At 55.6% G+C, this 15,069-nt stretch carries 15 protein-coding genes and 3 pseudogenes; 8 read left to right on the forward strand and 10 right to left on the reverse strand.

Annotated features, from left to right (window positions below; genetic code table 11):
- Positions 1-89: 89 nt before the first annotated feature.
- Complete coding sequence (locus AACY36_RS23540; protein ID WP_339419108.1) at positions 90-1,298, reverse strand: F0F1 ATP synthase subunit beta; 1,209 nt, start codon at positions 1,296-1,298, stop codon at positions 90-92.
- Between the two features lie 395 nt (positions 1,299-1,693).
- On the opposite strand from AACY36_RS23540, the gene AACY36_RS23545 reads away from it, so the two are divergent.
- The 4 genes and pseudogenes from AACY36_RS23545 to AACY36_RS23550 all read left to right on the forward strand — a co-directional run bounded on the left by AACY36_RS23545 (position 1,694) and on the right by AACY36_RS23550 (position 5,166).
- Positions 1,694-1,894, forward strand: a complete 201-nt coding sequence (locus AACY36_RS23545) for a hypothetical protein (protein WP_339419110.1) — start codon at positions 1,694-1,696, stop codon at positions 1,892-1,894.
- A 397-nt stretch (positions 1,895-2,291) separates the two neighbouring features.
- A pseudogene (locus AACY36_RS28400) lies at positions 2,292-2,666 on the forward strand (SDR family NAD(P)-dependent oxidoreductase); the annotation flags it as partial.
- 28 nt (positions 2,667-2,694) lie between these two features.
- Positions 2,695-3,024, forward strand: coding sequence for an SDR family NAD(P)-dependent oxidoreductase (locus AACY36_RS28405; RefSeq protein WP_370468049.1), 330 nt, complete (start codon positions 2,695-2,697; stop codon positions 3,022-3,024).
- Positions 3,025-3,357: 333 nt separating this feature from the next.
- The gene (locus tag AACY36_RS23550; protein WP_339419125.1) at positions 3,358-5,166 is read left to right on the forward strand and encodes an ABC transporter ATP-binding protein; all 1,809 of its coding nucleotides are present in this window, start codon (positions 3,358-3,360) and stop codon (positions 5,164-5,166) included.
- A gap of 65 nt (positions 5,167-5,231) precedes the next feature.
- Here the strand turns inward: AACY36_RS23550 and AACY36_RS23555 are convergent, their stop codons facing one another.
- Positions 5,232-5,570 carry a DUF1302 family protein gene (locus AACY36_RS23555; RefSeq protein WP_339419111.1) on the reverse strand — a complete coding sequence of 113 codons (339 nt, stop codon included), beginning with the start codon at positions 5,568-5,570 and terminating at the stop codon, positions 5,232-5,234.
- 837 nt (positions 5,571-6,407) lie between these two features.
- Between AACY36_RS23555 and AACY36_RS23560 the strand changes: the two genes are divergently transcribed.
- The gene (locus tag AACY36_RS23560) at positions 6,408-7,403 is read left to right on the forward strand and encodes an NAD-dependent epimerase/dehydratase family protein (RefSeq protein ID WP_339419112.1); all 996 of its coding nucleotides are present in this window, start codon (positions 6,408-6,410) and stop codon (positions 7,401-7,403) included.
- Here the strand turns inward: AACY36_RS23560 and AACY36_RS23565 are convergent.
- Positions 7,327-7,773, reverse strand: coding sequence for a MerR family transcriptional regulator (locus AACY36_RS23565; protein WP_339419113.1), 447 nt, complete (start codon positions 7,771-7,773; stop codon positions 7,327-7,329). The genes AACY36_RS23560 and AACY36_RS23565 overlap by 77 nt on opposite strands.
- A 100-nt stretch (positions 7,774-7,873) precedes the next feature.
- Positions 7,874-8,273, reverse strand: a pseudogene (locus tag AACY36_RS23570) (aldehyde dehydrogenase family protein); the annotation flags it as partial.
- Between the two features lie 1,075 nt (positions 8,274-9,348).
- On the opposite strand from AACY36_RS23570, the gene AACY36_RS23575 reads away from it, so the two are divergent.
- From AACY36_RS23575 to AACY36_RS23585, 3 genes are read left to right on the forward strand one after another with little or no spacing between them, the layout of a single operon-like run.
- A complete protein-coding gene (locus tag AACY36_RS23575) occupies positions 9,349-10,494 on the forward strand; it encodes a hypothetical protein (protein WP_339439567.1) in 1,146 nt (381 codons plus the stop codon).
- On the forward strand, positions 10,494-10,958 hold the full coding sequence (locus tag AACY36_RS23580) for a three component ABC system middle component (RefSeq protein ID WP_339419115.1): 465 nt from the start codon (positions 10,494-10,496) through the stop codon (positions 10,956-10,958). Before AACY36_RS23575 ends, AACY36_RS23580 begins: the two co-directional genes overlap by 1 nt.
- Positions 10,955-12,421 (forward strand): AAA family ATPase, encoded by a 1,467-nt coding sequence (locus tag AACY36_RS23585; protein WP_339497630.1) that lies wholly within the window; start codon positions 10,955-10,957, stop codon positions 12,419-12,421. The genes AACY36_RS23580 and AACY36_RS23585 overlap by 4 nt, the downstream gene beginning before the upstream one ends.
- Here the strand turns inward: AACY36_RS23585 and AACY36_RS23590 are convergent.
- The 6 genes and pseudogenes from AACY36_RS23590 to AACY36_RS23615 form a co-directional block, all read right to left on the reverse strand.
- Positions 12,379-13,541 (reverse strand): IS3 family transposase gene (locus AACY36_RS23590; RefSeq protein WP_339497632.1). Its coding sequence is split into 2 segments (ribosomal slippage): positions 12,379-13,286 and positions 13,286-13,541, totalling 1,164 coding nucleotides; the frame shifts between segments, so codons are not numbered across the junction. The two genes, AACY36_RS23585 and AACY36_RS23590, sit on opposite strands and share 43 nt — an antisense overlap.
- A gap of 62 nt (positions 13,542-13,603) precedes the next feature.
- Positions 13,604-13,687, reverse strand: a pseudogene (locus tag AACY36_RS23595) (PFL_4703 family integrating conjugative element protein); the annotation flags it as partial.
- Positions 13,684-14,097, reverse strand: coding sequence for a TIGR03750 family conjugal transfer protein (locus tag AACY36_RS23600; RefSeq protein ID WP_339420347.1), 414 nt, complete (start codon positions 14,095-14,097; stop codon positions 13,684-13,686). The gene AACY36_RS23600 and the pseudogene AACY36_RS23595, both read right to left, overlap by 4 nt.
- Before the next feature lie 7 nt (positions 14,098-14,104).
- Positions 14,105-14,476, reverse strand: a complete 372-nt coding sequence (locus tag AACY36_RS23605; protein ID WP_339420346.1) for a TIGR03745 family integrating conjugative element membrane protein — start codon at positions 14,474-14,476, stop codon at positions 14,105-14,107.
- Positions 14,477-14,493: 17 nt separating this feature from the next.
- A complete protein-coding gene (locus AACY36_RS23610; protein ID WP_339497634.1) occupies positions 14,494-14,733 on the reverse strand; it encodes a TIGR03758 family integrating conjugative element protein in 240 nt (79 codons plus the stop codon).
- Positions 14,720-15,058: an integrative conjugative element protein, RAQPRD family gene (locus AACY36_RS23615; protein ID WP_339420345.1), complete on the reverse strand. Its 339-nt coding sequence runs from the start codon at positions 15,056-15,058 to the stop codon at positions 14,720-14,722. The genes AACY36_RS23610 and AACY36_RS23615 overlap by 14 nt, the downstream gene beginning before the upstream one ends.
- Positions 15,059-15,069 lie beyond the last annotated feature (11 nt).

Here is a 15,069-nt window from a genome sequence, read left to right on the forward strand (position 1 = left end):
TGTGCTATGTCACGAATCGAATGAAGCAAAGGTAACTATCATTCGGAATGATATAAGCGCGAGTTTAGCCCTCTAGCCTGGGGCTTTCGTTAGGGAGCTATCAATGGGCGTGATGACAAAGGTCTTTTACGGGAACTGCAAGGAAGGTTGAGGGGGAGGTTGAAACAGTCGAGGTAATAAGCGACTGACGACATCAGCCATTTATCTGAAGCAGCCAAGTCCGTGCCAGCACTCTTTATGAAGAAGTTCACCGCATGACGACGCCTGCTACTGTGCTCATCGCTGGCGCGCTTGCGCGACAGCACGATAGAGGCCGACAGGTGGGAAAAGGTGTGCACCGCGGCCGGGTCGGTGAAATCGTCTGCCGGCACATACACCGCTTGAATCGAGGTGATGGCTCCGCTGTCGGTATTGGCGATGCGTTCTTCCAGCGCCGCCAACTCGGTGCCCATGGTTGGCTGGTAACCGAGGCGCGACGGCATTTGCCCCATCAGCCCCGAGACTTCTGATCCGGCCTGGATAAAACGGAAAATATTGTCGATCAGCAGTAGTACATCGCGTTGCTCGTCGTCGCGGAAATACTCGGCCATGGTCAACGCCGCATGGCCGACGCGAAAGCGAGCGCCAGGAGGCTCGTTCATTTGCGCGAAGATCATCACCATGTTGGGTAACACCCCGGCGGCTTTCATTTCGCGGTAAAGCTCTTCGCCTTCGCGCGAGCGCTCGCCGATGCCGCAAAAGATGCTAACGCCCTGTTGATGGCCGACCATGTTGTGGATCATCTCGGTCAGCAGCACCGTCTTGCCGACGCCCGCGCCGCCGAACAAACCGGCCTTGCCACCGCGCTCGAGCGGGGTGAGCACGTCGATGGCTTTGATGCCGGTTTCGAATATTTCGGATTGAGTTGAGCGGTGCACCAGCGGTGGTGGTTGGCTGTGCACCGAGCGCCATTGCACGCCTTCCAGCGCCGGCTCGCGGTCTATGGTGTTGCCGAAAATGTCGAACATGCGCGAGAGAATGGGTTTACCAACGGGCGCTTGCAACGGCCCGCCGGTGCTGTGCACGTGCATACCGCGGGCCAGCCCCTGGGTGGGCGTCAGCGCAATGCCGCGTACGTGATGCTCATCGCGTTGAGCCAATACCTCAATTGCCACTCGGCCGCCTTTACCGGCGCGCAGTAAGCTGTGAACAGGTGGCAATGCCACATCGAAGCGCATGTCGATGACACTGCCGCGAACTGCAACGACTTTGCCGTCAGAGGCCACAGCCGCTGGCGTTTCTACTCGGCTTTGCGTCACCCGGATACCTCGTCAAATCTGCGTATTAGGAACACGGTCGTGGCACTCAGGTATGCCGCAAACCGTGACCCATTCAGCGTGCCTGCAACGCGCCGCGATCACCGTGCGTTAGCGAACATAGTGCGGCCATCAGCGTTTCTCTCGCTGCTGGCGATAGCGCTGGGTCAACGCGTTGAGCGCACATAGCGTTGTTATGTCCTGCACACGTGCACGGTACTTGGGGCTGCGCTTCATGCGCTGCCGCCGCCAGCGAAGGTTTTGAGACTCTTTTAAATCGCGAACTTGGGCTATTTCTAAGCGCGCTAGCGCACCGACGTGCATGCACACCACTGGCATTATCCTAGTGTCGAGACCCTGCAACTTCGCAGCGGTCTAGGTATTTGCCAGAGGTTTATATGAACAAACCCAGCGAACAACGCCACCTCAGCACGCCCAGCAAACGCCGCGCACAAGAGCCTGGCGGCAAGGGCACGACTCAGCCGTATTACAAAGCCATAACGATTTTTCCGCAGGGTGACACCCAGGAACTGAGAAAGACGGCTCGTCAAGAGCAGCAGCCCAGTGCCAACAACGACGAAGAAACGTCGCAGCACTAGCAAAAAATCATGAATATGCCCAGCAGCGATGAATTCAAAGGCGAATGGTATGAAGGGCATCGATGATTGGCACTGGTTTTTCCTGCCGTATTCGCGGCCGTAGTTCCGGCTCTACCTCTGAACGTCCCGTTCAACGTCGTACAAGGCGCGATGCATTACGCGTACACCTCGCAGCCTGGTGGCCCGCTGGACGGGGCGGCCTTTCCAAGAATCCTACCCAGCATGGACTCCGTCGAGCGCAGCGTGCGACGTCAGCCTGAACAACCGGCGCTGGGAAAACTACTCTCGTCCTTGGCCGCCAATGTACAAGCAGTCGCGCGCTTGCACCTCAAGGGCAACAAAGCAAAGCCACCCGTCCAGAGCTGGAAGCGTTAACTGATAAGTTTGGGAGACTGCGATGCACGCAAGCGTGAGTTGGCATGAACGAGTCGTTTTAATCACCGGCGGGACCGCTGGCATAGGCCTGGCGCTGGCCGAGGCTTTCCTGGGGGTAGGTGCACGGGTAGCGGTTTGCGGAAGATCCCCGGAGGCACTCGAAGCATTTCGTCGCCGGTACCCCGCCGCCCTTGAGGTCAAAGCCGATGTGACTGTCGTCGCTGAACAGGCGATGCTACTGGACACCGTCACGGAGCGGTTTGGCAAGCTCGACATTCTCGTCAGCAATGCAGGCCAGCTCATTGAGCGGGATTTTGCTGCGGGCCTCTCGGACATGATCGCTCTCGCCGATGAAATCACCCTCAACCTGACGGCACCGGTCCAATTGACGGCAGCCACATTGGCGCGCTGGCCGGCCAATTGTCATCGTAAGCTTCGGCTTCGCCCTGGTGTCGCCCGGGCGAGCACTGACCTACGGCGCCGCCAAGGCGGGCCAGCACGGTTTTGCCGAGGGGCTTCGCCGGCAGCTCGTGAGACATGGAACGCATGTCTTGGCGGTATTGCCTCCCAGTGTCGACACTCGTGCAACAAGAGATAAGCAAGGCAAGAAGATTTCGCCCTCCGAGGTCGCCAAGCAAACCCTTACAGCACTGGCAAACAAACGTTCAGTGGTGCTGCCAGGTCAGGCGAGATTTTTACCTGTGTTATTGCGCCTCTTACCTGTAATGACCGGTCGTATAATCGCAAGAGGTTAGTGCCCAGTGATGCCATCAGTTTGATGAGCGCTTGTCCGGCTGGCTACGAAAGAAGCTCGGCCCAGGGCCTGATTACCCTGGCCTGCTGATCGGTTTCTGGGTCGCGGGCCATGTCTCTGCTTACAACGTTTTGCAGTTGCAGTTGCAGTTGCAGGATCGGCGGCGGCGATCAAGGCGCGGATGTAGTCATGCTGCGGCGCGCCGAGAATCTGCCGTGGTTGCCCCTTGCTCCACCACTTGCCCCTGTCGCCTCGCCGTTGGATGTGCGCAACGTCATCGCCTGTCATAATCCACCCGTCCCACCCCAGCCCCCACACGGAGTCCATGCCATTCATGGTGCTGTTCAATCGATTGAGCGCGTTTTCCATCCAGGCGCGCAGGGCACTGAAGCTGGTGTGGGGGACGTCGCGTCCCTTATTCATAGGCCTGCTGCTGGCCACCATCGTTGCCGGTCTGTTGCCTGCGCTGGCAGCCTGGATCGGCCAGCGTATTGTCGATGGCGTGGTGCACGCGATGCAGATTCATGCAGCCGGCAGCCAGGCGCCCGTGTGGCCAGTGATGCAGTACGTGCTGGCCGAGGCGGGCGTATTGGCGCTGCTGGCCGCCGCCCAGCGCGCGTTGTCAATGCAGCAATCGTTGCTGCGGGTGCAGTTGGGGGTGAAGGTCAACCTGATGATTCTGGAGAAAGCCCAGACCCTCTCACTCCTGCAATTTGAAGACGCCGAGTTCCACGACAAGCTGGTGCGCGTGCGCCAGGGCGCGTCAACAAGACCCCTGAGCCTGGTCACCAAGGGCCTGGGGCTGGTGCAGAACCTGATCGCGCTGATCAGCTTTGCCGTGCTGTTAGTGCACTTTTCGCCGTGGGCGCTGGTGATTCTGGTGGTCGGCGCCTTACCGGTGTTCTTCGCCGAGACGCATTTCTCGGGCAATGCGTTTCGCCTGTTCCACCGGCGCGCGCCCGAGACCCGTCAGCAGAATTACCTGGAATCGCTGCTGTCCCACGAGACCCATGCCAAAGAGGTCAAGCTGTTCGGCCTGGCGCCGCTGTTCCTCAAGCGCTACCGCGACAACGCCCGACGCTTGTACACCGAAGACCGCCAGTTGACAGTGCGTCGGGATGCCTGGGGCTTTGCCCTGGGCCTGCTGGGCACCGCGGCGTTTTATGTGGCTTACGCCTGGGTGGTGCTGGACACCGTGCGCGGCCAGACCAGCCTGGGACAGATGACCATGTACATCGTGCTGTTCAAGCAGGGGCAAAGCGCGATCACCGCCAGCCTCAGCGCCATTGCCGGCCTGTATGACGACAGTCTGTTTCTGTCGGACCTTTATGAGTACCTGCTAACCCCTGTGGTCCTGCCGAGTGGCCGGCTTACCCAGGGCGCGTGTCCCGGCGACGGTCTGCGCTGCGAGCACGTGGGGTTCAGTTACCCCGGCGCTGAGCGGCAGGCATTGACTGACATCAACCTGCACTTGGCGCCGGGGCAAAGCCTGGCCCTGGTGGGCGAGAATGGCTCGGGCAAAACCAGCCTGATCAAACTGCTCACGCGCCTGTATACCCCGCACGAGGGGCGCATTCTGCTGGATGGCAGCGACTTGCAAGACTGGGATGAACAGACACTGCGCCAGCGCATTGGGGTGATTTTCCAGGATTACATCCGCTACCAGATGACCGTCGGCGAGAACCTTGGAGTGGGTGACGTCGATGCGCTGAACGATGAGGCGCGCTGGCGCACGGCCGCAACCCAGGGGGTGGCCGCCGAATTCATCGAGCGCCTGAGCAGGGCCTACGGCACACAGTTAGGGCGCTGGCTTGGCGGCCAGGAGTTGTCGGGTGGGCAATGGCAGAAAGTCGCCTTGTCACGCGCGTATATGCGCCAGGAGGCGGATCTGCTGATTCTTGACGAGCCGACGGCCGCGCTGGACGCCGGCGCCGAGGCGGCGGTGTTCGAGCACTTTCGCGAACACGCCAAGGGCCGCATGACGTTGTTGATTTCCCATCGATTTTCCAGCGTGCGCAATGCCGACCACATCATCGTGCTGGACGGCGGGCGAATCCTGGAGGAGGGCAGCCATCAACAGCTGATGGTGGCGGGTGGGCGCTATGCCGAGTTGTTCGATGTTCAGGCGCGGGGGTATCGCTAGGTCCCGAGCGCCCGTCCAATCCGGCCAAGAGTATTGTTTCAACGTTTTAGGACGACATTGTCACCTCAAGCCCTGCGCGCACCGACGCACCGCTGAAAGCCTGGCGCAGAACGCCCGACAACATTGGCCATCCACGTCGGAATGCGGGCTTCCTCCGGGTCTTCGAGAATGAATTCGCGGTAATTCATCGGGTTGACGATATCCAGTACCGTCACCCCATCTGCCTGCCCCCAAACCACTTGTTGCTTGCCCAGGGTCATGGTGCCTTCCTGGCCTAACGCTCGTCGGTAATAGAGTTCACGCAAGTCGAACTGAAAAGGGTAGTTGTCGTAAATCTTGCGCCCATCGCTGATCGGTGAAAGTGCCGTCTGGTCCGGTTCGCCCGGTTCCAGTTGGCCGCTCATATTCCAACGCAGGCGGGTTGAGAGGAACAGCCGAGCTTCTGATTCGGTCTCGTAGGACAGTGAGTTGTAGAAGCGTGTTTCAGATTTTGAAAAGTTTACCCTCGACTATGTTTTCCGCCGTCTGATACGACACTCTTGAGTCTGAGTTTAATTCTCCAGCGAGCACCAGCATAGGCAGCACGGATGCTGAGAATATGAGTGATTTGAACATGGGGCCGCCTTAGAGCGAGCTCTAATATTATTATGCGTATCGATGAATTCTGCGCACTAATTGCAGAGCGAAAAGCGCCTGCATTATTGAACTGTGGAGTGTCGTAATTAAACTAGAGGTGGGCGTAGTTGTATGATGTGACGACGGTGGCGTAGGCGATAAAACTATTTCTGCCGTGGCTCAGTTTTTTCAAACCCTCACCTGGAAGGTGATAATGAGGGGGAAGTTGTTTGTTCAGCGTCATTGAAGCGTCCATGCATGATCAATCGAAAAGCGCAATATTTCAGCGGTGTCGAAATGCTGTCAGTGTGCATTGCTTAATTCAACAAGAGTGCTTCGAAATGTTTTTGATTTAAAATCGTGTCATCTGTCCTAAGGGGTAGATGATTAAGTCCTTGTTTTATATGATTTTTTTTAAACTTGGAACGTTCGTGTCATAACTGCCAGACAATGATATTTTGCTAAGCGCTCATTATAGATGTGTCTAGATGTGTCTAGATGTGTCCGAGACGCTGAAATCAGAAAACTGAACTAACGTACCAACGGTTACTTGACTCTGCCCCATGGGACACCTCGTATGCTTTTTTCAAGCGCACACTCTGGCGCGCTGCCGACAAGGAGTTCCTGTGAAAGGTTTATGTCTGGTGACGGGTGCCAACGGCCATCTGGGCAATACCTTGGTGCGAGCGTTGCTCGGCCAGGGCTATCGGGTTCGAGCCGGCGTTCGTGATATCCATAACCACGCACCCTTTGCCGGGCTGGACTGCGAGTTGGTGTATGCCGAGTTAATGGACAGTGCGGCCTTGGACAAGGCGTTGGAGGGCGTGGAGGTACTGTTTCAAGTGGCCGCCGTGTTCAAGCACTGGGCGCGCAACCCACAGGCCGAGATTGTCGAGCCGAATATCCAGGGCACACGGCGTGTGCTGCAAGCCGCTTCACGGGCGAGTGTGCGGCGTGTGGTCTACGTCAGTTCGGTGGCCGCCGTCGGTCATGATGGTACGGCGCTGGATGAGGCGCACTGGAATACGGAAAGCGAAAACGCCTACTACAAATCGAAGATTCTCTCCGAGCAGGCAGCCTGGCAGTGCGCTGAGGCGTTGGGGTTGAGCATGGTATCGGTATTGCCTTCGGCCATGGTTGGCCCCAATGCCGGCTACCTCACGGATACCATGGGCTTCCTTCAATCGGTTCGGCAGCGGCAGATGCCCTTTGATCCGGGGTTTCGTTTCAACTTCGTCGATGTTCGTGATGTGGCCGACGGGATGATACTCGCCGCCGAAAAGGGCCGGCCGGGGCAGCGCTATATCCTCGCCAATGAGCGTTCGTCGCCGCTCAGCGATTTGATCGCAGCCGCCAACACCCAGGCGCCTGGGTATCGCCAGCCTGTCTCAGCGCCACGCTGGCTACTGCTGGGCGTGGCCTCGCTGCAGGAACACTGGGCGCAATTAATGGGCACACCCGCCCAGTTGCTCTTGAGCCAGGTGCGCCTGTTTCACAACGTGGCACAGGAATACAACATTACCAAGGCGAAAAACGAATTGGGTTTCAACCCACGGCCGCCTGAAGTGGCCTTGAGGCAAGCGTTTGCTTATCTGCACAGACAGGCGCATCAAGCTTATTAAGACCCGCCAAAGGGCTAGGCGCAAACATTGAGTTCATCTCGCTTTTGAGTTCAATCAAGTGAAGATCAAGCGCCTGCAGTTCGGCGATCCTGTCCTGGACTTGCCGGCGCTTGTCGTCGACGGCCTGGTTGGCCAACGCCAGCGGAAAGGACTTCAACTTGTTTTTTGCGGCAATCAGCGGGTTCATCTCGGCCAGCTTGAACCCGGCCATCTGCGCCTTGCGTATGAGGTGGACGATTTCCAAGTGGTGAGCATTGTAGAGGCGATAGCGCCCCTCACGCTCCGGCTCGTTGATCAGGCCCATTTGCTCGTACAGTCGAATGGCTTTTGGGGTGCAGCCGGTCAGTTCGGCGAGTCGTCCAATGAACATCTGTCAATTCCTTATGTGAGACAGCAAATACTCTAGCGTTGTTTGATCGCCAGAGCTGCAAAAGCCGTCACATGAAAATCGAAAAATGTCGAGGTTGGCCTCAGTAACGAATCATCACTGACTTCAGCTCGGCGTAGTCATCAATGAATGCGCTGCCGAACTCCCGGCCTATTCCTGAGGATTTGTTGCCGCCAAATGGCACCGCCGAGTCCAGCATCGTGTGCATGTTAACCCACACCGTGCTGGCTTCGATGGCAGGCACCATGCACAGGGCTTTGCTCAAGTCGTTTGTCCAGAGGCTGGCGCTCAAGCCGTGGGTTCATCAAAGCCAGCAGTTTTTCTTCGCTGTCGTACGGCAAGAGCGTGGTGATGGGCCCGAAGATTTCCTCGTTGAGCAGGATGTCGTTGACACTGTTGGCGAGGATGATCGTCGGCTCGACGTTACAGCCTGGGCGGTCGATCAGGTTGCCTCCGTGAATGACGGTGTTGTTCTCTCGTCGATTCCAGTGTCCACCGTTCCGCTGAAAGCTTCAGGCCGGTCCATCGAATCGCAGAATGTCCGGTCGGAGCTATCCTCATCAATAGCCCACTTGGCCTTAGGCTGGGGGCATCCTTTTCAAACCATCCAAAGCATCCCCTCAGATATGCCCCTAATGTAGCAATCGTCTGGAAGTGAATGGGTCTCCATGGCCTATGAAAAGCCAGAAATGATCAGCTAAACAGCCTGCCAGACAACGCCTAAAGACTCTCAGGGTCGCCAAAAAACATTTTGACGTGTCTCTAGAATGGTGTTTTCAGCCTAAAAAAGACGAATTTTGCCCCCAGATTTGCCCCCAATTGCACCGGATGTGCGAGCGACCGCGAATGGCGATTTCTGACACGGACGTCGGTGGCCGTGTCTGGTATTCAGTGCGCGTTCGCATAGTGGATGAGCAACCAGTATCTGGAAGATCCTTGGTCGTTCGTAAGAGAGCATTGGTAACGTGTCGATATCCTTAAGCACGGAAGCGCCTTATCCGTGCCGTTCTTGATCAATTAAACCGTTGGGCCAGGTCGCTGATCAGTCGTTTGGCCGCTGTTGCTGCGTTCAAATAAGCGACGATGTGGATATCTGCCGGGCGTTTGCTGAGACTCCAATGGCGTATTCGGGATCCGGCAGGGTAGCGGTGAGAATACTCAATCGCCCAGTCATCTTGCTAAGCTGGCTCAGTCGGGTTGACCATGTGCTGGAACCGAGCGATATCTTCGCGGATTTGCAATCAAGTTCGAACCCATCGTTATCAGTCGAAAGAGCCCCATGTACCTTCGTCTTTGTTGCTGACAATCAGCAATTAAGAGTAGAAGGATTAGACCGCGACATGGCTTTTTGCCAATGAAATGCCATCACGCTACAATCGCTAAGCTATCGCACTCTACAACTGTATATAGATACAGTTATATCGCCTGGCTACATAAGGTACAGGGTTTTCGTGCCTGAATTGATTTTGCGCCTTTGGTAGGCGGATTGGCCAGGACGGCGTTGATCTCCTCGCGAGTCTGCACACCGCTACGGTGAAGCAAAGAGTGGAGGATTTTGTGGCTAAGCTTGCCAACGATGCAACCAGATTGCTGGAGGCCATCGACTACCAGTTGATTGTGACGCTTGAGTACTGCCACCAATTGGTAGAAAGGCAGACCCTCTGGCTTGAGGTGTATGGTGATGTCACTGTTAGTGGTAGTGTCCAGGTCGAAGTCAAAAACTTCATTGATGACCTTACTGATGGACATATCAATTTCTGGAATACCCTGAAGAACTGGTTGTCACCGAAGTTCAAGCAAGAGAAGTATGCCGAGCTTATCTTGCTCACGACCCAGTCCTACGGCTCAACGGCAGAGCTGCGCCATTGGAACGACCTCAGTGGTGATGATCGCCTAGCGTTGCTTGCCAAAGTACTGGCTGATAGTGAGGCGCGTGTAGCTGAATCCGGGAAGAAGCCTTCCAAGGCCGTTCAGGCTCAGCAGTTCGTCATGGCAGATGAAAGAAGATCTGTTCTGAAGGACGTGATTGAAAAGGTCAAGATTCTCTCTAATGAACCTAGCCTCAAATCGCGTGCATTCGATGCTCGAAGCCGCTTCGGTAAAGGGATTGATCCCACACAGCGTGATGAGTATTTCCAGGCGCTGCTGGGCTACCTGATCGAGCCTTGCCTAGCCAAGGACGGTTGGAAGATTACCTACGAAGATTTCGATATTAAGCTTGCTAAGTTGTTCTCGCGGTACGGAAGGAACTCGCGAAAGTTTCCTGTGGTTGATCCGGCGATCTTCGAAGGTGAAGATAAGTCAGGCTATACTGATCGGCTGTTTGTGAAAAAGCTCTACGAAATTGAGTATGCTGGCAAAGTATCCTCTGCAGTACTAGAACACATGGTGGCCGTGCACACAATCTCCAACGAATTTAAGCGGTTCACCGTCGAAAAGATTGACATCGATAATTACAAACATGATCAGCTTAAACGGCATAAAAGTTTAAGGTCGGTCGAGATGAGGCGCTGCTCCCGAAAGCCTGAAGGGGAGTGGTGTTTCGAATCGCAGAACTTCTTTGATACTCGTTGCGGCGAGCCCGTCGATGGGATACCTGCATTCGATGGCACCTCCGTGGAGTTTCGAAATGGGCTCTGGCATATGTTGGCGGACGACGAGGACGAACAGGGTAATGAGAAGTTGCATTGGAGGCTTTGGTGATGACCCTTACAACCATTGACTATATTCATACCCTGCAACGAAACCCGTTGATCATGGCGCCCATTCTCCATGGGTTCTACGACGAGCTACAGGAGACGCAGAAGAATATTCTTTTCAGCTATCTTGTGCTGCCTTTTGTGCTGCATGAGGCGACTTCAGCGTACCTGCACCGGATCAGCGAGCGGAATACCTGGCGAACCATGGTGAGCGATAAAACGCGGATCGCGGGCGTTCATAAGCGGATACAGTCGCTGCGAGAGGTCACCAATGTCACATTGATGAGCCTGGTGAGCGCGGAGTATCTGACGATCAATGACGATATGATCGTCAGGGTCACCCAAAAAACGTATCCACCCCTGAAGGGATTGGGGCAGAAAGTGGCGTCTGCCCGCAACCTGGCAAAGCTCCTGCAAGATCGAGAAGCTCCTCGGGTATTCAAGTCGCTAGGGATTGTGCAGCTATGAAATGTTACGTCAAATCTGTCGGTGTTGTAGATCGTGATAATGAAGTGCATCAGGTCACGTTCAAGTCTGGCCTGAATATCATCACTGGCAAGTCTTCGATGGGCAAAAGTGCGATTATTGAAATATTTGATTTTTGCTTTGGTAATAGCGACGATACGATTCCGAAAGGTGTCATTACTGCCCGGTCGAAGATGTATTTCACCATTCTGCAGTTAGAGGCTGAACTTCTATGTTTGGCGCGAACTCGCGATGTCGATAAGATTTTCATTGCTGAGGTCAGTGGCTCGCTCGACGAGATTTTTCAGCGGATGAAGAATATTAATGCATTCTTTACGCCGAATATGTTTTTGTCGGTGCGCGACTTTAATAAAGAGCTAGGGCGCTACTTTGCTGTCACCATGACGGATATTGATGAGGACGACTCGCCGCGTGAGTATGGGAAGTCTAAGAGCGCAACGCCTTCAGTACGTAGCTTCGTCTCGTACATGCTTCAACATCAGAATTTGGTGGCTAACAAGCATGCGCTCTTCTACCGCTTCGATGAAAAAGAGAAGCGTGACCAGGCGATTGAGCACCTGAAAATATTCATGAACTTTGTCGATCAGGACTACTTCTATCTGTCCCAAGAGCAAAATCAACTTCGGGCTGAGCAAAAGAAGATCGAGGCGCAGCTACCTAAGACAAAGGGTGAAAAAGAGCATTTCATTAAACGCATAGACGGCCTCCTAGCCGAGTACAAGGTGATCAGTGGTACGGATCTGACCCCGCTTACGGGCGCTCAAATCGCAGGTAGTCTTAAGCCGTCTTTCCGCAAGATCCACGACGCGAACGTTCGAATCGACAGTCAGGCAGACGCTTACTCGCTACGCAAAAAAACGCTCGAAGACGATCGGTCGAAACAGACGATAATTGTTCGTGAACTTCAGGACAAACTCTACGCGGTGCGGTCGTCGATCAGCCTCACAGAAGATTTCGCCAAGAATATCGCCGAGATTCCGGTGCCGGAGTACGCCGAGGTTAGCGACGCGTATTGCCCATTCTGTGATGCGCCCCATGAGCAAGTGGAGGTGGAGGCGAATAAGCTGACTGCCGCGATTGGCTGGATGAACCGTGAGCTCAAAACCACGTCTTACGCGCGGGAGAGTTTCAGAGATGAGGAAAACAAACTCATTAAATCGCTGGCCAAGGAAAAGGATATCCTTTCGGGTATCCAGACCAGCATCAATCAGTTGACCAAGCAGGTCGAAGACCTCAAGAAGAGCAAGACGGTTGATGAGATTGCGCTGCGTGTGAAGCACCGCATCAAGGGGGTTATCGAGGACTACGATAGCAAGCCTAAAACCGAGTACGAGGGCACTCTCCAGTTCATCAAAGACAGATTGGCCGTAATTAAGCCGCTTCTGGATGCCTATGTAGTGGATCAACTGATCCCGGACACGACGTTAAGTTTTTTCTCGGCCTGAGCCGGTGGCAGCCCACCATTAAATTGGTGCGGTCGAATCCAGTTGTACCGGTGCATCAAAAAATGGCTGATATCCCGCTGAGCTTGTTGGACCGTCGTGTAGCCCATGGTCGGTATCCACTCGGTTTTCAGGCTCCTGAACACCCGCTCCATCGGCGCATTATCCCAACAATTTCCTCGCCGGCTCATGCTCTGACGCATGCGATATCGCCAAAGGCGCTGGCGAAAACTACGGCTTCCATATTGCGAGCCCTGGTCGGAGTGGAACAGCAAACCTTGAGGCTTCCCTCGCTGCTCGTAAGCCATGTCCAAGGCCTTGATGACCAAGTCGGCATCCGGCTTTCCCGACAACGCCCAACCCACAACACGGCGGGCAAAAAGATCTAGCACAACCGCCAGATACTGCCATTTCCCTTGAGCCCAGATATAAGTGATATCGCCACACCAGACGTGGTCAGGAGCGGGCACATCAAACTCCCGGTTCAAAATATTAGGGATGTCGGGCCGCTCGACCGTCGCCTTTTTGTAGGCATGCGATCCCGGTTGTTTGCTGACCAACTCCAGCTCGCGCATCAGGCTGCGCACCTTGAATCGCCCGATCTGCTCGCCGTCGTCCTGCATCATGGCCATGATGCTACGGCTACCGGGAGCACTGCGGCCTTGGGTGAACAACTCGTTCACCCGACTGCGCAATCGAAGGCGTTCTACATCCGGTGTGCGGCGCCTGAGACGCCGAGCGTAGTAGCACGAGCGGGTCACTTCAAACACCTTGCACAGCCAATCAACCGGCTCGTGGATGCTCAACTGGTCAATCAGCGCGAACGCTCGAGATCTTCCGACATCAAGAGCGCGGTAGCCTTTTTTAGTATTGATTTCTCTCGCTCAAGCCGAGCAATCCGAGCTTCCAACTCCTGAATTTTTTGTTGTTCCGGAGTCAGTGCCTTGCTCTGCGGGGTGATGCCTTTATGTTCTTTCTGAATCTGGTCAACCCAGCGGCGCAATGCCGACTCACCAATGCCGAGTGAACGGCTGGCTTCGATGTAGCTGTAGTTTTGTTTGAGCACGAGGTCGGCAGCCTCGCGCTTGAATTCAGGAGTAAAGGAGCGGCGTTGTTTGGTCATCTGACACCTCGATCTGGCGAGCATTCTCGCCTAAATGGGTGTCCGGTTTCATTAGACCACTACACAAGGGCGAGGATCATTACCACCAGACGCAGGCTGAAGGTGTGGGCCTGCTGGGCATCCACCTTGTTCCGAAAACGACTCATGGTTGCCACCGGGACAGGGCAGGGCGCAGTCGACGCGAACGGCGAACCGTCCAAGCGCCGGAGTGGAGAATCAAACTTCCGCGCCCCAAGCTCCAACGGCTGGCGAGTATCCATTCGAGCTTGCGGTACAACCAGGTCTCGGGGCGAGCCCGTTTGGTACGACGCAGTAGCGTGCCACCTGCAAATAACACCACGGTCATGCCAGCGATCATGGTCGTCGGTGCCACTGCAATAGAGGCGGTGGCGATCGCCAGAGGAACGCCCAACAACAGGCCAACGACTGCGCCGGCGCCAAGTGCTACCCACATCTCATCATTGGTTAAACCGCGCAATACGGCAGGATCACGATTGAGTCGCTCCGGCAGAAAGACCAAAGTGCCGTCGGCAAGGCATTCGATAAAGTCATTCATACCAACCTCACAGAATCGCGGCCGCCTTGGTCAGGAACCAGATGATGATCACCACCAGCAGGGCACCGATACCGACCACCGCGCCAAGGTCTTTCCAGGTCTTGCGCTGGTTCTGCACGTCGGCATACACCGTCAGGGAATGCCAAGCCACGCCGAGAAACGCGAGCAGGGCGATCAACAGACCGAGCAGGATGCCGCCGTCATAGGCATAGTTTTTGATCGTCTCGATCAATCCGGACCCTTCGCCGCGAGAGGGGGCTTCCATAGTGGGGAGCTCGGCGAAAGCTAGGCTCGGACCAAACACCAGCAGCAGACCGATCAAGCGCTGGCTGGCACGGTCACGCAGATTGTTTTTCAGGGGGTAAAGGCACTTGAGCATGATGGCGATCTCATGGGTTAGGACAGGGTGAAGAACATCAGAACGAGCAGAGCGAGCAGCACACGCGTGGCGCTGCCGCCTAAGGCTCCAAAGCGCACACTGCCGGCTGCCCAACCCCGGTAACCCATCCAAATCACCCAGGCACACCAAAGCAAAGTCAGGACGAGAACCAGGGACAGCCAGAGCGTCGAACTGCTCAGCGCCGAAAAGCCGGAGGCGTTTTGGAAGGCAGCGGTCTGGGCGTCAGTCATGCTCATGGCGAGGACTCTGTGGCGTGGTATCGAGGCGGTAATCGCCGAACAGTTCACTGGGGTCGCGAGGTTGGGCACGGGAAGGGGATAAATAGCCCTTCACACCTTGGCGAATGCGCTGGATATCCTGAGTCAGACGAGGGTAGTCAAAGCGATAACGTGTATTTAATTCTGGTGCTTCGAAACGTGGCGCCCTGCGTACTAACGTGTCGAGGGTATCGAGCTGTCGGAGGATTAAAGTGAGCTGCTGCTCTTGCCCGCCCGCCGCAAAGCTGTTGCTGTGAAATGCGATAACAGCAAGCGTGAGCAAACGAATAGGAGAAATGGACATTGTGGTGGTCC

The organism is Pseudomonas sp. EA_15y_Pfl1_P101, assembly GCF_963970835.1.
Taxonomy (GTDB): Bacteria; Pseudomonadota; Gammaproteobacteria; order Pseudomonadales; family Pseudomonadaceae; genus Aquipseudomonas; species Aquipseudomonas tritici.